The organism is Bradyrhizobium sp. (assembly GCF_047605465.1).
Lineage (GTDB): Bacteria > Pseudomonadota > Alphaproteobacteria > Rhizobiales > Xanthobacteraceae > Bradyrhizobium.
In genome coordinates this window covers 198,158-222,141 of the sequence record NZ_JASGFS010000002.1, presented here as the reverse complement: position 1 = coordinate 222,141, position 23,984 = coordinate 198,158, and the positions used below count along the sequence as shown (strand labels likewise).

24 protein-coding genes are annotated in these 23,984 nt (G+C 64.3%); 6 read left to right on the top strand and 18 right to left on the bottom strand.

The window, feature by feature from the left end:
* Nucleotides 1–37 precede the first annotated feature (37 nt).
* The 3 genes from QM712_RS02985 to QM712_RS02975 form a co-directional block, all read right to left on the bottom strand.
* Complete coding sequence (locus QM712_RS02985; RefSeq protein WP_415021545.1) at nucleotides 38–445, bottom strand: H-NS family nucleoid-associated regulatory protein; 408 nt, start codon at nucleotides 443–445, stop codon at nucleotides 38–40.
* A 467-nt stretch (nucleotides 446–912) separates the two neighbouring features.
* On the bottom strand, nucleotides 913–1,329 hold the full coding sequence (locus QM712_RS02980) for a hypothetical protein (RefSeq protein ID WP_415021544.1): 417 nt from the start codon (nucleotides 1,327–1,329) through the stop codon (nucleotides 913–915).
* Between the two features lie 42 nt (nucleotides 1,330–1,371).
* A complete protein-coding gene (locus QM712_RS02975) occupies nucleotides 1,372–1,653 on the bottom strand; it encodes a hypothetical protein (protein WP_415021543.1) in 282 nt (93 codons plus the stop codon).
* A 509-nt stretch (nucleotides 1,654–2,162) separates the two neighbouring features.
* Between QM712_RS02975 and QM712_RS02970 the strand changes: the two genes are divergently transcribed.
* On the top strand, nucleotides 2,163–2,336 hold the full coding sequence (locus QM712_RS02970; protein WP_415021542.1) for a hypothetical protein: 174 nt from the start codon (nucleotides 2,163–2,165) through the stop codon (nucleotides 2,334–2,336).
* A gap of 124 nt (nucleotides 2,337–2,460) precedes the next feature.
* A complete protein-coding gene (locus QM712_RS02965) occupies nucleotides 2,461–2,826 on the top strand; it encodes a VanZ family protein (protein ID WP_415021541.1) in 366 nt (121 codons plus the stop codon).
* 88 nt (nucleotides 2,827–2,914) lie between these two features.
* On the opposite strand, the gene QM712_RS02960 is transcribed toward QM712_RS02965, so the two are convergent.
* The 12 genes from QM712_RS02960 to QM712_RS02905 all read right to left on the bottom strand — a co-directional run bounded on the left by QM712_RS02960 (nucleotide 2,915) and on the right by QM712_RS02905 (nucleotide 15,926).
* Nucleotides 2,915–3,199: a hypothetical protein gene (locus QM712_RS02960; RefSeq protein ID WP_415021540.1), complete on the bottom strand. Its 285-nt coding sequence runs from the start codon at nucleotides 3,197–3,199 to the stop codon at nucleotides 2,915–2,917.
* 110 nt (nucleotides 3,200–3,309) lie between these two features.
* Nucleotides 3,310–3,765 carry a hypothetical protein gene (locus tag QM712_RS02955; protein ID WP_415021539.1) on the bottom strand — a complete coding sequence of 152 codons (456 nt, stop codon included), beginning with the start codon at nucleotides 3,763–3,765 and terminating at the stop codon, nucleotides 3,310–3,312.
* Between the two features lie 147 nt (nucleotides 3,766–3,912).
* Entirely contained in the window at nucleotides 3,913–5,640 is a 1,728-nt protein-coding gene (locus QM712_RS02950) for a chemotaxis protein (RefSeq protein WP_415021538.1), read from the bottom strand.
* A gap of 5 nt (nucleotides 5,641–5,645) precedes the next feature.
* Nucleotides 5,646–6,737 (bottom strand): protein-glutamate methylesterase/protein-glutamine glutaminase, encoded by a 1,092-nt coding sequence (locus tag QM712_RS02945; RefSeq protein WP_415021537.1) that lies wholly within the window; start codon nucleotides 6,735–6,737, stop codon nucleotides 5,646–5,648.
* A gap of 16 nt (nucleotides 6,738–6,753) precedes the next feature.
* On the bottom strand, nucleotides 6,754–7,608 hold the full coding sequence (locus tag QM712_RS02940) for a CheR family methyltransferase (protein ID WP_415021536.1): 855 nt from the start codon (nucleotides 7,606–7,608) through the stop codon (nucleotides 6,754–6,756).
* A gap of 150 nt (nucleotides 7,609–7,758) precedes the next feature.
* A complete protein-coding gene (locus QM712_RS02935; RefSeq protein ID WP_415021535.1) occupies nucleotides 7,759–9,954 on the bottom strand; it encodes a methyl-accepting chemotaxis protein in 2,196 nt (731 codons plus the stop codon).
* A gap of 66 nt (nucleotides 9,955–10,020) precedes the next feature.
* Nucleotides 10,021–10,500, bottom strand: a complete 480-nt coding sequence (locus tag QM712_RS02930) for a chemotaxis protein CheW (protein ID WP_415021534.1) — start codon at nucleotides 10,498–10,500, stop codon at nucleotides 10,021–10,023.
* Nucleotides 10,501–10,565: 65 nt separating this feature from the next.
* Nucleotides 10,566–12,656 carry a methyl-accepting chemotaxis protein gene (locus QM712_RS02925; protein WP_415021533.1) on the bottom strand — a complete coding sequence of 697 codons (2,091 nt, stop codon included), beginning with the start codon at nucleotides 12,654–12,656 and terminating at the stop codon, nucleotides 10,566–10,568.
* 36 nt (nucleotides 12,657–12,692) lie between these two features.
* A complete protein-coding gene (locus tag QM712_RS02920; protein ID WP_415021532.1) occupies nucleotides 12,693–13,154 on the bottom strand; it encodes a chemotaxis protein CheW in 462 nt (153 codons plus the stop codon).
* On the bottom strand, nucleotides 13,154–15,241 hold the full coding sequence (locus QM712_RS02915) for a chemotaxis protein CheA (protein WP_415021531.1): 2,088 nt from the start codon (nucleotides 15,239–15,241) through the stop codon (nucleotides 13,154–13,156). Before QM712_RS02915 ends, QM712_RS02920 begins: the two co-directional genes overlap by 1 nt.
* A complete protein-coding gene (locus QM712_RS02910) occupies nucleotides 15,238–15,603 on the bottom strand; it encodes a response regulator (RefSeq protein ID WP_415021530.1) in 366 nt (121 codons plus the stop codon). Before QM712_RS02910 ends, QM712_RS02915 begins: the two co-directional genes overlap by 4 nt.
* Nucleotides 15,603–15,926 carry an STAS domain-containing protein gene (locus tag QM712_RS02905; RefSeq protein ID WP_415021529.1) on the bottom strand — a complete coding sequence of 108 codons (324 nt, stop codon included), beginning with the start codon at nucleotides 15,924–15,926 and terminating at the stop codon, nucleotides 15,603–15,605. The genes QM712_RS02910 and QM712_RS02905 overlap by 1 nt, the downstream gene beginning before the upstream one ends.
* Before the next feature lie 285 nt (nucleotides 15,927–16,211).
* Here QM712_RS02905 and QM712_RS02900 point away from each other — a divergent pair, with 285 nt between their 5' ends.
* The 3 genes from QM712_RS02900 to QM712_RS02890 all read left to right on the top strand — a co-directional run bounded on the left by QM712_RS02900 (nucleotide 16,212) and on the right by QM712_RS02890 (nucleotide 20,375).
* Nucleotides 16,212–17,351: an HD domain-containing phosphohydrolase gene (locus tag QM712_RS02900; protein ID WP_415021528.1), complete on the top strand. Its 1,140-nt coding sequence runs from the start codon at nucleotides 16,212–16,214 to the stop codon at nucleotides 17,349–17,351.
* Between the two features lie 186 nt (nucleotides 17,352–17,537).
* Nucleotides 17,538–18,206 (top strand): hypothetical protein, encoded by a 669-nt coding sequence (locus tag QM712_RS02895; RefSeq protein ID WP_415021527.1) that lies wholly within the window; start codon nucleotides 17,538–17,540, stop codon nucleotides 18,204–18,206.
* An 18-nt stretch (nucleotides 18,207–18,224) separates the two neighbouring features.
* Nucleotides 18,225–20,375, top strand: a complete 2,151-nt coding sequence (locus tag QM712_RS02890; RefSeq protein WP_415021526.1) for a CHASE2 domain-containing protein — start codon at nucleotides 18,225–18,227, stop codon at nucleotides 20,373–20,375.
* Nucleotides 20,376–20,414: 39 nt separating this feature from the next.
* On the opposite strand, the gene pobA is transcribed toward QM712_RS02890, so the two are convergent.
* A complete protein-coding gene (gene pobA, locus QM712_RS02885) occupies nucleotides 20,415–21,587 on the bottom strand; it encodes a 4-hydroxybenzoate 3-monooxygenase (RefSeq protein WP_415021525.1) in 1,173 nt (390 codons plus the stop codon).
* A gap of 51 nt (nucleotides 21,588–21,638) precedes the next feature.
* On the opposite strand from pobA, the gene QM712_RS02880 reads away from it, so the two are divergent.
* Nucleotides 21,639–22,544, top strand: a complete 906-nt coding sequence (locus QM712_RS02880) for a helix-turn-helix domain-containing protein (protein ID WP_415021524.1) — start codon at nucleotides 21,639–21,641, stop codon at nucleotides 22,542–22,544.
* Between the two features lie 4 nt (nucleotides 22,545–22,548).
* Here the strand turns inward: QM712_RS02880 and pcaG are convergent, their stop codons facing one another.
* Both pcaG and pcaH read right to left on the bottom strand, forming a co-directional pair.
* Nucleotides 22,549–23,175, bottom strand: coding sequence for a protocatechuate 3,4-dioxygenase subunit alpha (pcaG, locus tag QM712_RS02875; protein ID WP_415021523.1), 627 nt, complete (start codon nucleotides 23,173–23,175; stop codon nucleotides 22,549–22,551).
* Nucleotides 23,176–23,178: 3 nt separating this feature from the next.
* Nucleotides 23,179–23,973, bottom strand: a complete 795-nt coding sequence (pcaH, locus tag QM712_RS02870; RefSeq protein WP_415021522.1) for a protocatechuate 3,4-dioxygenase subunit beta — start codon at nucleotides 23,971–23,973, stop codon at nucleotides 23,179–23,181.
* Nucleotides 23,974–23,984: the final 11 nt, after the last annotated feature.

Sequence of the window (23,984 nt, the reverse complement as noted above, 5' to 3'; positions counted from 1 at the left end):
GCGGGCCCGATCCGGGCCGGCGGAAAGGCCGTCGACTTCAGGCGCTCTGCGTCGCGCCCGCCTTCCTGATCAGGAAATCTTCGATCTTCTTTCCGGCCTTGAGCTGCGAAACCAGCCACCGCGGCTGCTTGCCGCGGCCGGCCCAGGTTTGCGAGCGATCAGTCGGATTGCGATATTTGGGCAGGACCGGAGGATATTTCCGACGTGTCTTGTGGTGCGAGCCGCTGGCTGCGATGACGCGCCGCTCGGATGCGCGTGGAGATGCCGTGTCATTGCTCAGCCTGGCAAGCGCAGCCTCCAGCTTGCGTTTTTCCTGCTCGATCCTTTTGGCGAGAAGAGGTCGAATACGCTCGTAGAGGTCCGTCAACTCCACGACGGAAAGATCCTCCAATCTGGTCGTTCTCACATTCATACCAATCTCCGGTCGATCAACCATCGCCTGCATGCATGTTGCATGTCGTAAGGCTTCACATCCGCTCGCCCGGACCGTGGCACGGTTTGCAATCGCGCCGGCTTGTCCTCATGGCTGCTGGATCAAATTCGAAGGCCGCGCTCTTCGGCTGCGGGCACGGAACGGACGACATCGTGGTCCGCTCCGTGGCGCCCGGCATCATGGCCAGGCACCGTTCCGATACCGGGTCGTGCAGCCCCGAGAAATCCTTCGCAGCAACGGGCCGGAGCAACGTCTCAATTCCTGAATCCTGGTGAGGCCGATCCGTGCACATGGGCTGCTCTTGACGCCGACCATTATGCCCCTGCGAGCAAGACGCCGCGTCGTGCAATCGGAGGACAGCCGATGGCAGCCGCGCGCCAATTCAGGCGGCCCATCGCAGTGCATGTCGATTTACGGCGTATGCGGTCGAGCGGAGCGCGGGAGACCTCGCACGAGGAGTGCGGTCTCCGACGACGTCTTCAGCTGCTGAGCTGGGTCGGCTTGAAGTCCGGGAATCGCGTGAGCAGCGCCGCCTTGACGAACTTCAGATGTCCGATCGTCGCGGTGAGTTCCTTGAGACGCCGCTGGCCGTTTGAAATGTCCGTTGCGAACAGATCCTGGTGGTGGCTGTCGAGCGTTTCCCGCTCCAGATATTCATCGGTGCCGTTGCCGAAGGTGACCGAGGCCCGCGCCAGCGCGTCCTCGACGCGTCGATTGAGCCCGACCTGCTCCCGCTCGGCCTCCTGGAGCGCCGTCTCGATTGCCGTCATGACCGAGGCGACCCGCACGTGATCGGTTTCGGCGTCACGCTCGGCCGACCGGGCCTTGAAAGGTTTCTCGCCCCGACGATCGCCGAGGAAATTGTGGGCTCGTGCTCGCAGGAATAGCTGGAACATCGGGGCCATCCCGGTTCGAGGGGTACAGGCCGGCAGCATCGATCAGTCGTGGTTAACAAAGATTGAATTTCGGGCGTGTTCTGCGCGGCTTTGCGCAATCCAGGTCTTCCAGGCCGCGTCGTGCTTTTCGTAGATCTGCAGCCAGCGCGTCGCCCGGATTGCGCCGTCCGTGGCCCGCCCCGTGGTCGTATCGAGCGCGAGAATACCGTCCAGCGCCTCGAATTCGCTCGTTTCTTCGGAGGAAAGACCGATCAGCACGCGGTGACCCTCGGCATCGACGAAATACCGCCGGGGCGCATGATGCTTGTCCGCTTGATCCGTCATGATCGAGGCGCTCCTGGGAAGTCAGACAACGGGATAAAAATCCAAGACGGCAACTTGGAGACGGGATGACGGCCACTCGGCGTCGCAACTGCGGCCGCCCCCGTCATTCCGGCCCACGAAACCGGACTATTCTCTTATCAAACGCCTGCGATCTAGGCATCGCGATGCCGGACTCGCAAGAGGAGCCGCGCCTTAACCTAACCGAGCTTGGTTACCCACGCGGTGCACTCGGCATGACCGACGCTCGCTTCCGGCAGTCGTGGCTGTCGAAGAGACGATCGAAGCCATACGACGCACCTCGTTCGCGAACGCGGGTAGCCACGCACCAATCCGAGGCTCGGTAAGGTTGAGCAGTTATCTTAATGCGCGTTGCTTGTTGCGCACCCTCACCGATCGAATATCCATCTCGTCACCAGGCTTCCCCAAGGCCTGGCCCCACCCAAGCAAAGCCGTCGAGCGGACGTGGGTCCGCTTGGCGGCTTTGTCGATACGAGAGGATCATTTCGGTCATGGCGCGTAAGCCCTGGTCATTCAAGGAGGACCGCCGGCTGATGGAACTGGCCAAGTCTTCAAGATCGCTGGAAGACGCAGCGAAGCAGCTCGGCCGGTCGCCCGATGCCATCAAGCGCATGGCCTTGCGGCTCGGCCTGTCGCTCAAATCGAAGAGCGCAAAAAAGACCTGACCACGGCCGTACCACCGCTCTCGCGACGCATGCGAGGCGCCGCCTCGAGGCCGCCAGGAGCAGAGACTTAACGATGTTCTCGTCTTTCGAAGCGAACCGCTGGCGGGACCATTAAGATGAAGCGATGCAGCGGAGCCATCTCATCGCAGCCACGGCGATCTGCCTCGGGCTCATTGTCTACGCCACGCTCGTAAAGATGTCGGGCAGGCCTGCCCTTGTGGGGCATTCCGAAGCGTATTGGATCATCGTCCTCGAACGTTTCAGTGCCTACGGACTGTTGGGGTTTCTTCTGTCGTTCTTGTTGCCCGGACGGATCGCGCTGGCTTGCACGCTGGTGATGGCCGTGGCGATCGGGCTTGAAGCCCTGCAGACATTCACACTGGATCGCGATGCCAGATTGATCGATGCGCTTCAGAAATCGGCGGGCGGCGTGGTCGGTGTCATCCTCGCCCAGGCGATCCTGATCTTCCTTCCGAGGCCTCCTTCGTAAGATCGGTCATCAGGTCGCGAAGGCCCCAAGTCCGATCAAGCGGCCGGCAAGAACGAAGCGCAATTTCACTGAGACCGGAGACGCGCCGTCACGCCGAACGCCGCGCGGTGCCAATCTGCTCGGCCGGGAGAGCCCTGGACATCTGCCGATGTGTATCGCGCAATGCCGCAACCGCATCATCGAGATCGAATTCGCCTTCGCGAATGGTCTCGAAGAATCGGGCCATCAATGCGAAGTTCAGCTTGACGCGGGTGGTCCCATCGCGGCTCTTGCGGCGGTCGAGCGATAGATCCAGCGCGCGCAGCCTTGCTTCGGCAGCGCTGCAGCCGCTGAGTGCGCCGAACTCGTCATATGTCATCCAGATCTGAGGCATGGTTCCCGTCCGTCCCTCGTTATTCGCCTCTGTCTAGGTTTCACACCTGAAGGCATGGTTGCAGCAGCACGGTGGCACCATGTTTTCGCGGCAACAGCGTCAACGCAAGACTAAGAGCCACCAGGCGCCGGCGCCTTGGGCGGCACAAGCGGATGACGAGCCCGGGAACGGCCGTCGAGGCCCTTCGGCAGCCTGTCGGCATTGAGTGCCACGACCGCGCATTTGGCCTCCACAGCCGTGGCATCTTCCTGGCTGTAAATCAGCGTCGCCTCGAAGGTGACTTCAGGGGCTTCCCTGGCTGCGCCGGTACAGGTCGCTACCGAGCCGTGGCACACACCGGTCAGATTGACCTCGACCTCGTCCGGTCCGAACACGCTTGGCTGACCATCCGCGTGCCGCTTCACGCTCAGCACGGCCGAGAAGCGCTGCTGCTCCATGTGGTAGGAGCCGCCATAGGTGAAGAAGCTGTCGCTGCCCGAAATACGACCGCCCGCGAGATGCACGACGCCAGTCCCCTGGCCATGCGGGGTCCTGAACCATGCAGCGTATTTGCCGTCTCTCAGCATTGCGACGCACCCGTCGTGAAAATTGACCTGTATTTGCGATCAACTCTGGGGCGCGACAATGACGGAGTACACGGCATTTTCGGAACGGTTAACGTCTCGAAAACCCGATCATTCGAATCATATCTGACTCGACAGCCGACGGCGACGTCAGAACAATTCTATGCCGTCGTCCGCGGCATCGACGGCCTCGACGCGGCGCGCCGCAGCGCTCGACGACAGTCCGAGCGTTTGCAGGAATTCGCGATGGACGTCGCGTTCGCATTCCATGGTGTAGCGCGCGAAGAGATCGTCGAGCATCGCCTGGTCTTCCGCCAGCGGCTGCGGCCGCTGCGCGCCGGCGCTCGTCGTTTCGAGCCGAGCGGCAACCGCCGGCAAGGCCGCCGAGCTCTCGCCGAGCGTGGTCATCAGGCCGTGGGCTGAATTCATCAGGCCCTCGAATTCCGCCCCCTCGTCGACCAGACGGCGCATCAGCTTGCCAAGCCGTTCGTTACCGCCCTCGACCTCGCGCAACGCCTGGAGAATCTGCGGTTCGAGCTTGGCGAGTTGCGCGGGGTCGCCCTGCACGCGAAGTTCCTTCAATCCATTGGCCGACCGCTCGATGCTGTCGAGCACCGGACGCAGCCGTCCCGCCCCCGCCGAGACCTGATCGGCGGTCGCCTTGAGCTCGTTGGCGATCACGACGAACGCGCTGCCCCGGCTGCCGAGATGGCTCGCTTTCAGGCCGGCATTCATCCCGATGAGGGTGATGTCGATCGTGGCCTCCGAGAGCCCTGCGATGGCCTGACGGAACTTCGCCAGCGTCTCCTCGACGATCGCCAGGGCCTCGTCGACCAGACGGCCCGCGCCCTCGCATGTGGCGATGAGCGTCGATGCCTGCGCCAGCGTGTGCTTGATCCTTGCCAGGAACGAGGACGAGTCGCCGTCCTCGCCGCCGAACAGCGCGCGGCCCTGACCGACGACGCTGCCGGCGTCACGCAGAATGGCCGTCAGCGCTCGAACGATCTGGCCGATGTCGCCGCCGAACTCCCGTTGCGCGTCCCTGAGCTGGATCGCCTGCAACTGGCAAATCGCGCGAGCCCCGTCGTCGCTCGCGACCGGTTCCGGAACGAGGCTTGGGGCAGAGCCGGATGCGATGCCGACGCCGTGACAGACGTGCTCGAGACGCTGGCGCGTACTGTCGCCCGCCTGCAAGGAAATGATCGCACTGCCGACGGCCTCCGCGATCTTCCGGGTACTCGCGCTGGCGAGGTCGGCGAGATGGCTGCTGCTGCCACGCTGCTCGCGCAATCCGGAATAGGCCGAGGCCAGCTCGGCGCTCTCCGACACCAATTGATCCCGGTAACGGCTCTCGAATTCTTTCTGGCGGCCCGACGCGGTGGCGACCGCCTCCGACAGGCGCTGCTGATCCCGTGCGCAGCCTTCGATCGATCCCTGCACAGCCTTGCCGAGATCATAGGCCTCCTGCGTGAAAGCGAGAAAGCCCTCGCGATCGCCGTCGAGCGAGGCCGCCTCGATCCGGGCGCTACGCGCGATGATGGTGATCATCTGGATGTGCTTGAACAGCGGCTTGAGGAGCGCGGAGGCCTCCGCGGTGCTCTTGCCGATCGTATCGAGCAACGCGCTTTCGGCAGGCAGCGCCTGCGCCAGGTCGCTCAGGCGCGCTGCGATCTCCTGCAGCGCGGTCGCCGCGCCCTCGATCTCGGCGCCGGACAATTCCGCGGACAACGTCGCAAGGCCGTGATTGAGCTCCTTGAAGATGATGTGGCCGCGACCGAGCTCGTGACCGACCCGTGCGAACACGTCCTCGATCCGTGACGACACGTCTTCGATCGCCGTAATCGCCTCGGCGAACATGCTACCCGGAGCTGCGGACATTGCGCTCAACCCGCCACCGCAGCGTGCCCGGCCTGATACCAGAGCATGATCTCGCGCGGAATCTGGTGCAACGAGACGATCTTCTCGGCGCCGCCGCGGGCGATGGCTTCCTTGGGCATGCCGAACACCACGCAGCTCTCCTCGTCCTGCGCCCGCGTCGAGGCGCCGAGCTTGCGCATCTCCAGCATCCCCCGCGCGCCATCGTCACCCATGCCCGTCATGATGACGCCGAGCGCATTGGCGCCGGCATGCTGGGCCGCCGAGCGGAACAGCACGTCCACCGAAGGGCGGTGGCGCGACACCGGCGGACCATCCTTGATCGCGATCTGGTAGCGAAGGCCGATGCGCTGGAGGAGCATGTGACGAGCGCCGGGCGCGATATAAGCGCATCCCGGCAGCACGGGCTCGCCATCCTCGGCTTCCTTGACGCGAATCTGGCAAACGCCGTCGAGGCGCTTGGCGAAGGCCGCAGTAAAGCCCGGCGGCATGTGCTGCACGATCAGGATGCCCGGACAAGCGGGCGGGAGCATCTCCAGCACGTCGTTCAAAGCTTCCGTGCCTCCGGTGGAGGCGCCGATGCAGACGATGCGCTCGGTCGTCGGCCGCGACCGGCCCAGGACCGGCGGCGGAATGATCGCATCCGCCGTCAGCTTCCGCTCGATCGCCCGCCGCTCTGCACGTGGGCGCACGCGTGCGCGCGCGGCCGATTTGACGGCCTCACGCAGCCGTGTGGAACACTCCAGCAGCGCCTGCCTCGTGTCGATCTTCGGCTTCGGCACGATATCGACGGCGCCGGCCTCGAACGCCTCGAACATCACGTTCGAACCTTCCTCGGTCAGCGAGGAGCAGATGATGACGGGAATCGGCCGCTGAGCCATGATCTTGCGAAGGAACGTCATGCCGTCCATGCGCGGCATCTCGATATCGAGGATGATGACATCGGGAATTTCGTTCTGGAGGCGGCGCGCCGCCGCGAACGGATCGGCAGCGGTCCCCATCACCTCGATCTCGGGATCCTCGTTCAGGATCGTCTGAAGGATTTGGCGCACCGACGCCGAATCGTCCACGACCAGTACGCGAACTTTCTCTACCGGCATCCTGGTGACGCTCCGATCAGACCTGGAAAATGGTGGGCTGGACCTGCTTCAGTCCGGGCACGGCACTGTGAATCATCGATTCCGAATGACCGACCAGCAGGTAGCCGCCTGGGCGCAGATGGGTGCACAATTGCTGAACGACCTTACGCTGGGTCTCTCGCTCAAAATAGATCAGAACGTTGCGGCAAAAGATGATGTCGACGTCCCGATCGACGGGATAGGACGCATCCATGAGGTTCATCCGCATGAAGTGCGTCATCCGCCGCAATTCCGGCACGACACGCACCTCGCCGCGCATCCGATCCCTCGACGAAAGGAAGTATCGCTTGATGAAATTGTCCGGCACGGGCGCCAGCACGTCGCGGGTGTAGATTCCGGCCTTGGCGAGGCGCAGGACCGCCGTCGAGACGTCCGTCCCGAGAACCCGATACTGAAACTTCTCTCCGTTCCGGATCATGTCGTCCATCACCATGGTGATGGTGTAGGCCTCCATTCCGGTCGACGAGGCCGCGCTCCAGATCTTCAGCTTTGCATTCTTTCGCCCATGCGTCTTGAGCAGCGCGGGCACGGCAACGTCCCGCATGAACGAGAAGTGCTGCGGCTCGCGGAAGAAATCGGTCTTGTTGGTGGTCACGACATCGATGAGATGCGTCAGCTCGCTTTCGAACAGATCCGCTTCGAACAGATTGTCGACATACTCGTTCAAGCCGGAATAATTCAGCGCGCGCACCCGCTTGTGCAGACGCCCCTCAAGCATCAGCCGCTTGCCGGGCGGCAGCTTGATCCCGACCTGGCCTTCGATCAGCTCGGCGATGGTCCGAAAGTGACGATCGGAAAGATGGACGGCCGATCCCTGCACGGCGTGCATCATGGATGCGCTCCGTCGCCGGGAAGCGCCCCGGCGAAGCCGTGCGTCAAATGTCGGGCCAACTCGGCCATCCTGCGTCTCACGCGTTGATTCAATCGCTGAAAGCGATCGGCCTTCTCCTCGCGGAGAAGGCCGATCCGTCTCCATTATCTACTAGCGCTGGAAATCGGCGTCCCGATCGTCTTCGCCGTCGTTCATGTCGAAGGCGAAGCCACCGCCGTTGGCAGCCTTTGCCGCACGAACCGGCTTGGCCTGCGGCTTCTTGGCCGGGCGCTCGACAGCCGCCATGCTGGCCGCCTTTGCCCGCAGCTGATGAACCGCCTTGTCGATCGGCGCGGCGGCCCGCTCATTCCCGCCTTGCTCGATGCGGAAATAGGCGATGGTCGACTGCAACTGCTCGGCCTGCGAGGCGAGCTCTTCGGAGGTCGAGGAGACCTCTTCGGAGGCGCTCGCATTCTGCTGGCCGACCTTGTCGAGCTGCTGGATCGCCTGGTTGATCTGCGACGAACCGACGTCCTGCTCGCGGCAGGCCGACGTGATCTCCTCCACGAGCTCCGCAGTCCTCTTGATATCGGGAACCAGCTTGGCAAGCATGCTGCCGGCTTCCTGCGCGACCTTCACGGTCTCGCTCGACAGAGAACCGATTTCCGCGGCCGCTGCCTGGCTACGCTCGGCCAGTTTGCGGACCTCGGACGCCACCACCGCAAAGCCCTTGCCGTGCTCGCCTGCGCGGGCAGCCTCGACCGCGGCGTTGAGGGCGAGCAGGTCGGTCTGCCGTGCGATTTCCTGAACGATGGTGATCTTCTCGGCGATCGTCTGCATGGCCTCGACCGCCCGTCCGACCGCGGCGCCGCTGGCTTCAGCGTCCTTGGCGGATTGCGCAGCGATCTTCTCGGTCTGGTTGGCGTTGTCGGCGTTCTGCTTCACGTTTGCAGCCATTTCCTCCATCGAGGAAGAGGCTTCCTCCGCGGAGGACGCCTGCTCCGTCGCGCCCTGCGAGAGCTGCTCGGCGCTGGCCGAGAGCTCCTGGCTGCCGGCGGAAACGTTCTGCGCCGCGGTGAGGGCTTCGGCGACGATCTGCCGAAGCTTCTCGACCATCCGCTCCAGAGCGATACCAAGCGTGTCCTTGTCCGAGAGCGGCTTGGCTTCCACCATCAAATTGCCGTGCGCGATCTCGTTGGCGACGGCAGCCGTCGCATTGAGGTTCACGGTCATCGCGTTCAGCGACTTGATGAGATCGCCGACCTCGTCGTCGCTGGAGACGTCGATCTTCTTGCTGAGATCGCCGATCGCGACGGCGTTGGCGAGATCGACCGCGCGGCCGAGCCCCTTGCTGATGTTGAGAGCGATCCAGATGGCCGACCCGGCTGCAACCAGCAGCGAGACGATGATGATGCACACCATGAGGAGCTTGGCTTGACCGGCTTCCTGGGCGGCCTCGGCGGCAACGTCCGCCATGATCTTCTTCGTCAGCGTGATGTAGTCGCCCGCAGCCGAGACGGCTTCCGCCGCATTCGCCTTTCCTTCCGTCGAGGCGAGAGTGGCGGCTCGGATGTTGCCGCCCTCCTTCACGATATCGCCGACGCGGGTCATGATCTTGATGACGCGGTCAGTCTGCGCCGTCAGCGTCCCGGAGGAGAGACCGGCCGCCGCCAGCGCCGGACCGGCCTGCTGCACAGCGTTCTGGAGCGCCGTGGTGCGGTCACCAAGCACCTTCATCGCACCATTCAGATCGTCCATGCTGGTCACGGAGAACGTCAGGGCGACCTGCCGCTGCGCGCGAGCGCCTTCAAGCCGGATCGTCTGCAGTGCCATCAGAGCACCGCCACGTTCCGCGGAATTCGGTGCGCGGTTGGCTTCGTTGAAAGTCGCGTCGATCGAGTCGTTCCACTCCTTGAGGGTCGACTGGCCTTCAGCCGCCCAAAGCTGGGAGCCGCGGTTGTTCGAGTTCATCGACGCGAACTTGATGATCGTGTCTTCGCCGGCATTCATCTTGTCATAGGCGACGTTGAACTTGTCGATCATGCGCCTGCCGGCTTCGCTGGCGGCCGCATAGATTTCGTCGCGCAGGCGCACCGCTTCCTTACGGTACAGCTTGATGTCGTCAGCGACTTTCTGCATCTCAGAGTCGGTCGAGGCGATGATGAGGTCGCGCTCCGCCCGCGTCTGATAGAAGACGTAGTTCTGGAGCTCGCCGGCCTTGTCGATCCGGCCTGCGCGCTGGACCAGCACGTCCGAGGTCTCGGCGAGTTGAGTCAGCTTCATATAGGCCAGCCCGCCCGTGATCCCCGAAAGCAGGATGACGACGCCAAATGCGCCAGCCAGCTTCGCCTTAACCGTCATTCTCATAGTCAATTCCCCAAAGATCGTTGTCTGATTGAAACGCACTCAACGCTTGTTCTGTGTTCGGTCGCCCTACGCGAGCTCGATCGCCGCCTCGCCGCGCGAAGCCATGTCCGTCCCCGCCATCAGGCGCGCCAGATCGAAGATGATCACGAACTTGTCGCCCTTGCGCCCGATCCCTGCGATGTAGTCGGACTGCCAGCGGCCGCCGACGGACGGAACCGGCTCGAGCGTGGACTCGTCGATATCGGTGACCTCGAACACGCAGTCGGCGACGAAGCCGACCCCGACCAGCCGATCCTGCATCGGCACGTCGAGAATGATGATCCGGGTGGCCTCGGTGGCCGCCACGCTTTCGAGACCCAGCTTGATCCGAAGGTCGACGATCGGATAGCCGCTGCCGCGGACGTCGATCATCCCGAGCAGGAAGTCCGGCGCGTGCGGCAGACGCGAGATCGGCCGCATGTCCAGGATCTCACGGACGTTGCGGATGCTGATGCCGAAGGTCTCTCCGGCGAGACCGAGCGTCAGATATTGCGAGGTTGCGGCCATGTTACAGTCCAGGGATTCCAGGTTTGGCGAAGGAGTACGGTCCAGCGTCTGGCTGGACCGCTTGATCAGCGTTGGAAGTCGCGGTCTTGGTCGTCTTCGCCGTCTTGCATGTCGAAGGCGAAGCCGCCGCCGCCCGCCACCTTGACGGCCCGCGCCGGCTTGAGGACGGGTACGGGCTTCTTCGCGGCACGGTCCGCGGCAGCCATGCGCGCGGCCTTGGCCCGCAGCTGCGTGACGGCGCTGTCGATCGGCGCGGGCGCAGTGCGCTCGCTCCGCTTGGCCTGCTCGATCTGGAAGAAGGAGATGGTCGACTGCAACTGCTCGGCCTGTGACGCCAGCTCTTCCGAGGTCGAGGAGACCTGCTCGGACGCGCTGGCGTTCTGTTGGCCGACCTTGTCGAGCTGCTGAATCGCCTGGTTGATCTGGGCCGAGCCGACGTCCTGCTCGCGGCAGGCGGCGGTGATCTCCTGGACCAGTTCGGCGGTCTTCTTGATGTCCGGCACGAGCTTGGACAGCATTTCGCCGGCCTCCCGTGCGACCTTCACGCTCTCGGTCGACAGGGTGCCGATTTCGGCCGCGGCCGCCTGGCTGCGCTCCGCGAGCTTGCGCACCTCGGAGGCCACCACCGCGAAGCCCTTGCCGTGCTCGCCGGCGCGCGCGGCTTCCACCGCCGCGTTGAGCGCGAGCAGATCCGTCTGGCGGGCGATCTCCTGCACGATCGTGATCTTCTCGGCGATGGTCTGCATCGCCTGAACCGCCCGGCCGACGGCGCTGCCACTAGTCTCGGCATCGCGTGCCGATTGTGCGGCGATCTTCTCGGTCTGGTTGGCGTTATCGGCGTTCTGCTTCACGTTCGACGCCATTTCCTCCATCGAGGACGACGCTTCTTCGGCGGACGAGGCCTGCTCTGTCGCGCCTTGCGACAGCTGTTCCGCGCTCGCAGACAGTTCCTGGCTGCCCGCAGAGACATTCTGAGCCGCGGTCAGCGCCTCCGACACAACCTGACGCAGTTTCTCGACCATCATGTTGAGCGACTGGACGAGATCGCCGACCTCATCGTTGCTGGTGACCGCGATGGTCTGGCTCAGATCTCCGCTCGCGACCGCGCCGGCGAGCTTCACCGCGCGGGATACGCCGCGGCTGATGCTCAGCGCCATCACGATTGCCGAGCCCACGCCGAGCAGCAGCGACACGCCCATCACGCTGAACAGCAGCATCTTCGTACGGGCGGCGTCTTGCGCCGAAGCAGCCGACATTTCCGCCATCTGCTTCTTCACCAGCGTGATGTATTCGCCCGATGTCGCGATGGCATCGGCGGCGTTCGCCGTTCCCTCGGTCGCCGAGAGCGCCGTCGCGCGGATGTTGCCACCTTCCTTCACGATGCCTGAGACACGCGAAACGATGTTGAAGAGCCGGTCCGTCTGCGTGACGATCGCGGTGGGCGAGAGCCCGGCCGCATTGATCGGCGAGACGCCCTGCTTGATCGCAGCCCGCAGCGCTTCTTCCTGCTCGCCGATTCCCTTCACCGCGGCATTCAGGTCATCCATGCTGGAGGCCGAGAACGACAGCGCAACCTGCCGCTGCAGGCGCACTCCCTCCAACCTGACGACGTGGAGCGCCACAAGCGCGCCGGTCTTCTCGGGCGAAGCCTGCACGCGATTCAGCTCCACGAAGGAGGCATCCAGCGCATCGTTCCACTGCTTCAGGACCGGCACACCCTCGGAAGCCCACAGGTGACTGGCGCGATAGTTCGAGTTCTTCATCGCCAGACCGATGATCACGTCCTCGCCGGTGTTCATCTTGTCGTAAGATGCGGAAAACTTGTCCAGCAGGTGCTTGCCGACATCCGAGGCCGTCGCCTTGATGTCGGTCAGCAGGCGGTTCACTTCGGCACGATGCTTCTTGATGTCGTCGGCGAGTTTCTGCATCTCCGCGTCGGTCGACGACAGAACGATGTCCCGCTCCGCGCGGGTCTGGTAGAGTACGTTGTTCTGCAGCTCACCCGACTTGTCGATGCGCGCGGCGCGCACGACGAAATCCGCGGAGACCTCGACCTGGTCCGCGAGCTTCAGGTAGGCAAGGCCGCCGGTAACCCCGGCAAGCACGATGATCGCTCCAAACGCACACGCCAGCTTTGCTTTGATGGAGAATCGCATGTTCAGCCCCTAGTCGTTGATTCCGCAAGGCATGCTTCAGTTCAGGATGCGTTCCATGTTCGGAACGATGACGAACTCCTCGCGCCATTTGGCAATGAAGCGAATGAATTCCGGCTTCCAGTGCATGCCGACGCGCGGCGTCTGCTGCACGGCGGTCTGCGAGATTTCCGTGACCTCGTAGACCTTGTCGGCGGTGACACCGACCAGCACCGGCTCGTTGTCGAGCTCGATCTCGATCACGACGATGCGGGTGTCGGCCGAATTGTCGAGCTGCGGCATGCCGAAGCGGATGCGCAGATCCGCGAGCGGAATGACGTTGCCGCGCACGTTGATGACGCTGGGAACGAAAGAGCGCGCCCCCGCGACCTTCGTTGCCGGCACCGGATCGATGATCTCGCGGACGAGGCCCGCGTCGAGCGCGAACTTCTCCTCGCCGAGGCCGATCATGACCACCTGCATCGCGTCCGCCTGATGCTCGCCCGCCTGCCGCTCGTTCATCACGCCGCCTCGCTGATGTGTTGCTTCTCGACCTTCGACTGCGCCAGCGTGACGAGCTGCGCCACGTCGAGGATCAGCGCGGCCGTGCCATCACCCAGGATGGTCGCGCCCGAGAAGATCGTCACGTCCGAGTGCAGCTTGGATAGCGACTTGATCACGGTCTGGTGGTTGCCGATGATCTGGTCGGCGACCAGGCCGACGCGGGTCTCGCCGGTCGAGATGATGATGGTCTTCTGATGCCGGTCGGGCGAGCCCGACGTCGACATGATCTCGCGCAGCCGCAGGAACGGCACGAGATTGCCGCGAACGTTGAGGAAGTTGCGGCCGCGAGAACGTTCGTCCTCAGCCGTCAGTTCGACGCATTCCTCCACCGCCGACAGCGGAATGATGTAGCGGCCCTCGCCGACGCGGATCAGAAGACCTTCGATGATCGCGAGCGTCAGCGGCAGGCGCAGGGTCACCGTGGTGCCCTCGCCCGGCCTGGTCGACAGATCGATCGTGCCGCGCATGTTCTCGATGGTGCGCTTGACCACATCCATACCGACGCCACGGCCGGACAGCGCGGAGATGGTCTGCGCGGTCGAGAAGCCCGGATGGAACAGGAACTGTTGGATTTCGTGGTCGGTGAGCACGGCACCTGCCGCGATCAGCCCCTGCTCTTCCGCCTTCGCGCGGATGCGCGCGGTGTTGAGGCCGCCGCCATTGTCCTTCACGGTGACGAGCACCTGCGCGCCGGAATGAACGGCGGCGAGCTCGATCCGGCCCTGCTCGGTCTTGCCGTTGGCCGTGCGGGTCGCTGTGTCCTCGATGCCGTGGTCGATCGCGTTGCGGATCAGGTGCACCAGCGGATCGGCCAGGCACTCGATCATGGTCTTGTCGAGCTCGGTATCCTCGCCCGTGGTGACGAAGTCGACCGGCTTCGACAGATCCCGCGACAGGTCGTGCACGAGGCGGCGGAAGCGGCCGAACAGCGAACCGATCGGCACCATGCGCGCACCCATCGTGGTGTCGCGCAAGGACGATGCGAGCCGCTCGATTTCCTCGGCGATCATCTTGATCGAGAGATCGGAGCCGGAGGCGGCAAGCTGGGTCAGGCGCGCCTGTGCGATGACGAGTTCACCGACCCGGTCCATCAATTCGTCGAGACGCTCGGCCTGGACACGGACGGTGGCGATACCGCGCTCGTCACGCTTGCCCTCGGATTTCGGCTCCGGCTTTGCTTCGGATTTGGCTTCAGCCTTAGGTTCACTTTTGGCGACGGGCTGCGGGGCGGCCGGCGCGGGAGCCGCCTGGACCACCGGCACGACGGGCTCGGCCATTGCGGCCGGCTCGTCGTCGATCAGCTCGAACAGCGGCATCGGCGCGGGCGCCTCGACATGCTCCAGCGGCGACAGCGTGAGCTTCATCTCGTCCTGGACGAACATGAAGACGTCGTCGATCGCATCCTTGCCGCAAGCCGCATGCAGCTTGACATCCCACTTCAGATAGCAGTCTTCCGGGTCCATCTCGTCCAGGAACGGGATGCCGTCCGTGATCGGCACGACGAAGCAGGGGCCGAGCTTGCAGAGGTCTTCCAGCAAATCGAGCGGGTTCGAGCCGTTGCGCAGGATATGGGATTCGAATTCCAGATCGAGGTGCCAGCCGGCCTGCTTGGCCTGGGCCGGTGCCAGCGACGGCGCATCGGCAAGCTCGGCGACCGGCGTATCGGGCTGGTCGAAGGACACGAAGCGCTTGAGGTCGTCGAGGATCGCTTCGCCGATGATGTCGTCGGTCGACTGAGGATCTTCGATCAGCGCGCGGATATAGTCCTTGGCGGCAAGCGCGACCGAGATCAGCTCCTGCGTCGGCTTGATCTCGCCCTTGCGGACGCGATCGAACGCGGTCTCGAATTCGTGGGTGAAGCTCGCGACCTTGTCGAAGCCGAACATGGCGCCCGAGCCCTTGATCGTGTGCAGGGCGCGGAAGGCGGAATCGACAAGCTCGCGGTCGTCGGGACGCAGGCCTAGGTCGAGCAGGGCCCCTTCCAGGACCTCGAACAGCTCACTGGCTTCCTGGCGAAAGATCTCGGTCGGATCCATCGCACTCATGAGCGCACCAGCTTGGCGACGACGGCGAGCAACTGCTCCGGCTTGAACGGCTTGGTGATCCAGCCGGTGGCGCCGGCGCTCTTTGCTTCCTGCTTCACCGCGTCATTGGATTCGGTGGTCAGGAAGACGATTGGCATGCCGACTACGCCCGGCAGCTTGCGCAACGCGCGAATCAGCTCAAGGCCGTTCATGACAGGCATGTTCAGATCGGTGATGACGAGGTCGAGCTTGCCGGCCTGCGCCTTGGCGAGGCCCTGCGCTCCGTCACCGGCCTCGATCACGCTGTGACCGGCCGGCTCGAGCACGACCTTGATCATCTGTCGGATGCTGGGCGAATCGTCGACCGTGAGGATCGTGGCCATCAGACGCCATCTTTCTTTTGCGGAAAATGCTGGTCGATCATCGCGTCGCTGGCGAAGCCGGCGCGGTGAAGCGTGTTGCGCAGAGATTTGGAAAATGAAGTCAGGACCACCTGGCGGCCTTGGGCCTCGCCCGTCTTGGCGGTCGACAACAGAAGCTGGATCGAGGTCACGTCGGCCTTGTCGACGCTGGAGCAATCGATCTCGAGCCGGTCCTGCCGGCCGAATGCTTCGCGTATCAGGTCATAGACGCTGCGGATCGCGGCGATGCTGCAATCTGCAGGCAGCCGTAGGGACCACTTCGGCTCAGTCACGTCAGACGGCATTCGTCCCCCAAATTTCCAAGGATTCGCTGTACGTATGAGCGAATCCAGCGCGGGGACTATTCGTGTCGGAGAGTATGCAAACTCCTAATGGCTATCTCCGTACAACTACGGGACACAAACTGAAAAAGTTCGCGCATGCATGCAGATCCCTGCACTTCGCCCCGATGCCATGCGTTGCGCGCAGTCTTGGGTCAATTTGCCGCGGAACGAATGTTTGCTCCACGTTAAATCGCGCGAGCTATTCGTCGAGGTCATGCCCAGTCATGCGAACGAGTCCGTCCGCCGATGCTGACCCAAGCACTTCTGATTGATGACAGCCGCTCCGTCCTCAACTTCCTGCAACGGCATATCGAAGCCGAGGGTCTCGTCGAAGCCACGACCTTCCTCGACCCCGTGGAGGCTCTGGCCTGTGCGGGCAAGCGCATGTTCGACCTCGCGCTGGTCGACTACGAGATGCCTCATATGGACGGCATCACATTCATCCGCGCCTTCCGCGCCCTGCCCGGCTGCGCCGACATCCCGATCGCGATGATCACGTCGCGGCAGACCGACGACGTCAAGATGGAAGCCCTTCAAGCCGGTGCCACCGACTTCCTGCCCAAGCAGCCGCAGAGCGTCGAGATGACGGTGCGCCTGCGCAACCTGGTTCGGCTCGGGATCGCCGCGCGCAAGCAGAACGACCGCGCCGCGGATCTGGCGAGCGCGGTCGCGGCCGCGACCCAGAAGCTCGCTGAGCGCGAGGAAGAGATCATCCTGCGCCTCGCTCTGGCCGTCGAATACCGCGACAACGACACCGGTGAGCACACGCTCCGCGTCGCCAGGTACAGCCGGATCATCGCCGAGCAACTCGGCCTGCCGGCCCGGCTATGCCGCGACATCTATCTGGCCGCCCCCCTGCATGACGTCGGCAAGGTCGCCATCCCCGACAATATCCTCCTCAAGCCCGGCAAATTGACCGAGGAGGAGATGGCCGTCATCCGCACCCATGCCACGATCGGCGAACGTATCCTGGCGGACTCCAGTTGCGAGCTGATCCAGCTCGGCGGCCAGATTGCCGCGGGCCATCACGAACGCTGGGACGGTGCCGGCTATCCGCACGGGCTCAAGGCGGATGAGATCCCGATCGCCGCGCGCGTGGTTGCGGTCGCCGACGTCTTCGACGCCCTGACCACGCGCAGGCCCTATAAAGAGCCGATGCCGCTCGAGGTTGCGCGCGGCTACCTGGTCGAGCACAAGGGGCGGCAGTTCGATCCGGCCTGCGTCGAGGCATTTCTGTCACGCTGGCGCGAGGTCGTTGAGATCGCAGCCGGACAGCGCGCGACGCCATACCAGAAATCCGGGGCCACGATCACGCCCGCGATCGAGCAGAAGATGGGGAATTGTCCGGACGTCGACCATTCTCGCGAGGCCGTAGCCGCCTGCTGAGACGATCAATGCCGGCGCCGGGATGCCGCAATGCAGCCTCCCGCCTCGCCTTTGAACCTCTTGCTGATAATGTGCACCAATAGCAAAGAGTGATTCCGGTCACACTTGCCTGGGCGCACCGTTGCTAAAGTATCGGGCCAGGATGGAGACCGGTGGAAGCATCGGTCGAATTGGAAGAGAATGCCCATGAGAAGCCTGATCGGCGCCATCGTCGGCGTGATTTGTTTCGCGGCGCCCGCCGTGGCGGAGACACCCGCCGCGATCGTCGAGGACGTGCAGGGCAAGGTCGACGGCATCGCGTTCATGGACTACGTCGCCCCGGGCAAGATCATCAAACTCGGCCCGAAGGCGAGCATCACGCTCAGCTATCTCAAGTCCTGTCTGCGCGAGACCATCAGTGAAGGCGTCGTTCTGGTGGGCGCCGAGCAGAGCACCGTGCAGCTCGGCGACGTCCAGCGGGAAAAGGTGCCCTGCGACACCAATGCGGCCCGGCTGTCCGACCGCGAAGCGAACCAGAGCGCAGCGACCACATTCCGGACCATGCGATCCGACACACCGAGCGCACCGGCGCGGCTCCCTACGATCTACGGCGTCGCGCCGCTGATCCAGGCGAAGAGCGGCGGCACGCTGGTGATCGAACGCACCGACGGCAAGGAGCCCGCGATCAGCGTGCCGCTCCGGAATGACGTCATGATCGGCGGCAAGTTCTATGACTTTGCCAAGGCCGGGAAGTCGCTGACGCCCGGTGGCAGCTATCTCGCCATCCTCGGCGCCAAGCGTTACGCCTTCCAGGTCGATTCCAGCGCGACATCGACGCCGACACCGATCGTCGGCCGCCTGCTGCGGCTCGAATAGGCGGCCTGCGACGGGGCGATGCGGCGGACAGGCAGGCGGGACATCATTGCAGCGGCCCTGATCGCGCTCGTTGCGGGCGCGATCTTCACGTCTCCGCCACTTCACACGCTGCAGGGCCTCTCGCTCGACATCCTCACGGCGATCCGCGGCAAGATCGCCGGCGATAAACGCGATCCCGCGAATTCGCCCGTCGTCGTCGTCGCCATCGACGGCGAGACCTACGACACCCCGCCATTCAAGGGATCGCCGACGCAAACCTGGACGCGCGAGATCGGCCGGGTGCTGGGCAGCATCGCCGACGGCGGCGCCAAGGTGATCGGCTTCGACGTCATCTTCATGAACTCGATCGAGCAGTCGCAGATTCCCTTCGGCGACACGTCGTTCGGCAGCCGCATAAGGGGATTTGACCGGGACTACCTCATCGCCCTTCGGCAACTCTCCGACAATGGCAAGCTGGTCCTCGGCGAGATCCTGAGCAACGACCATCCGGAACGGCCCGACCGTGCGCAACAACTGGCGGTGAAGAGCAACATTCGAGCCCTCAACGTCCATACCGACACCGACGACGTGATCCGGCGAATGCCGCTCAGCTTTGCCATTGAAGGCAAGCCGGTTCCTTCGATGGCGGTCGAACTCGCCGCGCGGGCGCTCGGTACAAGGCCCGAGACTGCGCCATCCGGCGCGACGGAGTTGTCCGGTTACACGATCCCGAGCGCCGTCCCCAATACGCTGACGGTCAACTTTCGAGGGATGGGTCGCGATGTTCCGGCCTTCTCCTTCGCCGATCTGCGCGCCTGCGTCGAGAAAGGCGACCGCGATTTCTTCCACCGCGCCTTCGACGGCAAGGTCGTGCTGCTCGGCAGCATCCTCAATTTCGACGATCGCAAGCTCACCTCGATGCGCTTGTCGGGCGGTTACGACGGGACACCGGCCGCGCGATGTGCCGTTCCCGCCCCGGCCCAAGCCTCGCAGAAGGCGCGCAGCGCGGTCGCCGGCGTCTTCGTGCATGCTGCCGTCGTCCGAAACCTGATCGAGCGTGACGCCGTGACCGAACTCGGCCTTCCGCTGCGGACCATCCTCACTGTCGTGTTCGCGGCGATCGCCGCATGCGCAGCCTGCGTGCTCGCGCCGGGCGCCGCCCTCGTCGCGTGGATCATCCTCACCGCCGTTTACGCGGCCGCGGCCGTCGGCGCGTTCATTCACGCCCTGGCGCTGCCGCTGGCGGAGCCTGCGCTTGCGGGCCTTGCCGCGCTCGCGATGATGGTCGGCTATCGCTTCGTCATCGCCGACCGCGAAGAGCGCTTTCTGCGCCAGAGCTTCGCCTTCTACCTCGCGCCCGAGATCATCAACGGCATGGTCGCCTCCGGCAAGATGCCGGCGCTCGGCGGCGAGATGCGCAATGTCACCATGTTCTTCTCCGATCTCAGCGGATTCTCGTCCATTGCCGAGAGCATGACGCCGGGCGAGTTGGTCGCGCTGATGAACGAATACCTGTCTGAAATGACCGACATCATCGAAAGCCATGGCGGCTATGTCGACAAATATATTGGTGATTCCATCGTCGCGATGTTCGGAGCGCCGGCCGACGATCCCGACCACGCCCGCAACGCCGTTCGCGCGGCCCTACGATGCCACGCAAAGCTGGCGGAGCTCAACGACGGCCATACCGCTTTCGCGGGGCGCGGCCTCTCGCAGCGCATCGGGCTCAACAGCGGCGAGGCCGTGGTCGGCAACATCGGCTCCCGGCGCCGTTTCAACTACACCGTCATGAGCGATACCGTGAACGTCGCCTCGCGGCTCGAAGGCGCCAACAAATATTACGCCACCGCGATCATGGCATCGGAGGCCACCGTCGCGCGGACCGGCGAGACCTTCGCCTGGCGCGAACTCGATGCAATCAGGGTGCAGGGCCGCGGCGAAGCGATCAGGGTGTACGAGCCATTCGCCGAGAGAGGCATGGAGAGCGCGGATCAAAAGAAGATTGCGGCTGATTACGCGGAGGGGCTGGCCCGCTGGCGCGGACGGGACTTCGCCAAGGCCGCCGATGCGTTCGGGCGCACGGCCGAAATCGACCGGGCATCGGCACTGTTCGCCAGGCGCGCCGGCACGCTGGCCGGCGATCCGCCACCGCTGGAATGGACGCCGGTCAATACGCTGGAGGGGAAGTAGCCGCGAACCTCGCCCGGGGGCCGGCGAAGCGCGGTCCTCCTAGAACGGCAATCCCACGTAATTCTCCGCAAGCAGGCGCTGCGCGGTCTCCGACGAAAGCAGATATTCCAGCTCCGTCTGCTGAAGCCGATCCTCGTATTCGAGCCGATCGGGGAAACGGTGCAACATCATCGTCATCCACCACGAGAACCGCTGCGCCTTCCAGATGCGCGCCAGCGCTTTGGCCGAATAGCCTTGGAGCCCGGAATCGTCGGCGTGCTGATAATGCGCCAGCATCGCGTGATAGAGATAGTAGATGTCCGAGGCTGCGCTGTTCAGCCCGCGCGCCCCGGTCGGCGGCACGATATGGGCGGCATCGCCCGCGAGGTAGAGACGGCCATAACTCATCGGCTCGGCCACGAAACTGCGCAGGGGTGCGATGCTCTTTTCGATGGAAGGGCCCGTGACGAGGCGCCCGGCGGCTTCAGCGGGCAGACGGCGCTTCAGTTCGGCCCAGAACGCCTCGTCGCTCCACTCCTCCACCTTGTCGGTCAACGGCACCTGGATGTAATAGCGGCTCAGCACCTGCGAACGCAGCGAGCAGAGCGCGAAACCCCGATCGTGCCTCACATAGATCAGTTCCGGCGACACTGGCTTGGTGCGCGACAGCACCCCGAGCCATCCGAACGGATAGACCTTCTCATGTTCGCGCAGCACGTCCTTTGGGATCGACTTGCGGCTGACGCCGTGAAAGCCATCGGCGCCGACGATGTAGTCGCAGTCGACCCGGATCATCTCGCCGTTCGCACGATAGGTCACATAGGGCTGCTCCGAGATCAGATCGTGCGGCGTCACGTCCTCGGCATTGTGCACGACCTTGCCGCCGAGGCGGTCGCGCGCCTCGTAGAGGTCGCGCGTCAGCTCGGTCTGACCGTAGACCAGCACTGAATTTCCGCCGGAATGCTTGTGCAGGTCGATGTGGGAGAGCATCCCGTCATGGGCGATCTCGAACCCGCGGTGGATCTCGCCTTCGCGGTCCATCCGCTCGCCGCATTGCGCCTCGCGCATCAGCTTGGCAAAGCCATGCTCGAGCACGCCCGCGCGGATGCGGGCCAGCACGTGCTCGCGGCTGTATTTCTCCAGGACGACCGTATCGATGCCCTTCAGGTGCAGGAGCTGGGACAGCAACAGTCCGGAGGGGCCACCCCCGATGATGCAGACCTGAACTTTCATTTTTGCGCCCTCCCGTCGATCTGCTCTTTGCAGATAAAACGCCGCGAACCGATGGAGGCTTTTGCCTTTGTCTTGTACTATTCGAACATGAGAACCACAGCCCACGCGCCCGCTATCCGGGTCTACAACCTGTTCGGCGAGTCCGGCGACCTACCCGACGTCGTCCATTGCGAGACCATTGCGGCCCGCTCGGTGCTCCATGACTGGACCCTCGCGGTGCATCGGCATGCCCGGCTGCACCAGGTGCTCCTGATCGAGCGCGGCGGCGGCGAAGCGACCCTCGACGGGCGCGTGGTGACGCTCAAGCCGATGCAGATCGTCAACGTGCCGGTCGGCCATGTTCACGGCTTCCGCTTCGTGCCGCGAACGCAGGGCTGGGTGCTGACCATTGCCGCGGAAATCCTGGACGAGGCGCTGCTCGTCTCCGAGGGTCTGCGCAGCATGCTGTCGCGGTCGGCCGTGGTGCGGGGCACGCCGCAGATCCGCGCCACGATGAAGCAGATTTTCGCCGAGCACGCCGCGCGCGACTTCGGCCGGGCGCATGTGCTGCGCGCGTTGTCGGCGGCGATGATTGGGCTCGTGGCGCGCGCGCTCGCGAGCGAGAGCGGCAGCGGCGGAACGACCGAGTCGAGCCTGTTCCGCCGTTTCGAGGCGCTGCTGGAACAGCACCATCTCGAGCGTTGGAGCGTCGTCGATTATGCGAAGGCGCTGTCGATCACGTCCACCCATCTCAACCGGGTGACGCGGTCGGCGACGGGCGACACCGCCTCGCACCTGATCCTCAACCGGCTGATCCGCGAAGCGCGGCGCAATCTCGTCTACACCAACCTGCCGGTCTCGACGATCGCTTATGCGCTGGGTTTCGAGGACCCCGCCTATTTCAGCCGGGTCTACGCCGCGACCACCGGACTATCGCCGCGCGCGTTCCGCGAGCGGCTGCAGGGCGGCGATATCTGAAACCTCAAACGTCGAAGAAGACGGTCTCCTCCGGTCCCTGCAAGTTGATCGTGAAGCTGTACACGACCTTGCCGGCACGCTCGCCGCGCTTCGCGATCAGGGTTGGACGGCGCACCGGCGGTTCGACCAGGTTCAGGACGGGATCGGCGGCATTGGCGGCCTCCTCGTCGGAGAAGTACAGCCGCGTGTTGAGGCCGATATTGATGCCGCGCGCGACGATCCAGACGTTGACGTGCGGCGCGCATTTGCGGCCTGCCTTGTCGGTGGTCGCACCCGGCTTGATCGTCTCGAAGGTGACGAGCCCGCTGTCGAAATCCGAGCCTGCGCGACCCCAGCCGCGGAAATCCTCATCGAGCGCGCCGGCGGAGCGATCGGCCGGATGGTTGTAGCGGCCGGCCGCGTTGGCCTGCCAGATCTCCAGCAACACGTCCCGCAGGGCCGAGCCGCTGCCGTCGATCACCTTGCCCTCCAGCGTGATGCGCTCGCCCTGCGTATTCGGCGTCACGAGCACGTTCGAGAAGTTCTTCTCGAAGATGTCGAAGCCGGCCATCGCCGGGATCAGGCCGATATGGACGTACGGGCCGGCAGTCTGGGAAGCGGTTTCCTTGAGATAGTTGAGCGGCTGCGGCATGGCTCAGTTCCCCTCGGGACGATTTTCAAAATAGGTGGAGCGCTGGCCGCGCAGGACGATGTCGAAGCGGTAGGCGAGTGCATCGAACGGCGTGCTGGCGTTGAGATCGAGCGGCGCCACCAGACGATCGAGTGCATCCTTGTCCGGGATCGTCGTCAGGATCGGGCAGATCGGGATCAGCGGATCACCCTCGAAATACATCTGCGTGATCAGGCGCTGTGCGAAGCCAGAGCCGAACACCGAGAAGTGGATGTGAGCGGGGCGCCAGCTGTTGACGTAGTTGCGCCAGGGGTACGGGCCCGGCTTCACGGTGCGGAAATAATAGTAGCCGGTGTCGTCCGTCAGCGCGCGGCCGCAGCCGCCGAAATTCGGATCGATCGGCGCCAGATAGGTATCCTTCTTGTGCCGGTAGCGGCCGCCGGCATTGGCCTGCCAGAACTCGACCAGCGTGTTCGGCACCCCGCGGCCGGTCTCGTCGACCACGCGGCCATGGACGATGATGCGCTCGCCGACGGGGTCGCCGTCCTTGGCGTAGTTGCGGATCAGGTCGTTGTCGAGCGGTCCAAGATCATGATGGCCGAACACCGGTCCGGTGATCTCCGAGACCGAGTTCTCCAGTGAGAGCAGCGCCAGCCGCGGCGAGCGCAGCACCGAGGATTTGTAACCGGGCGCATATGCCGGCGGATGCATCGCGCGGTCGCGCTGGAAGAAACCGCCGTCCCCGAGCGGAGGCGTGAATGGCTCGGGGCGGTTGAGGCGGGGATCCTGCAAGGCGGGGATCGGGGCCTGGACGTTCATCGGCGTTGTCT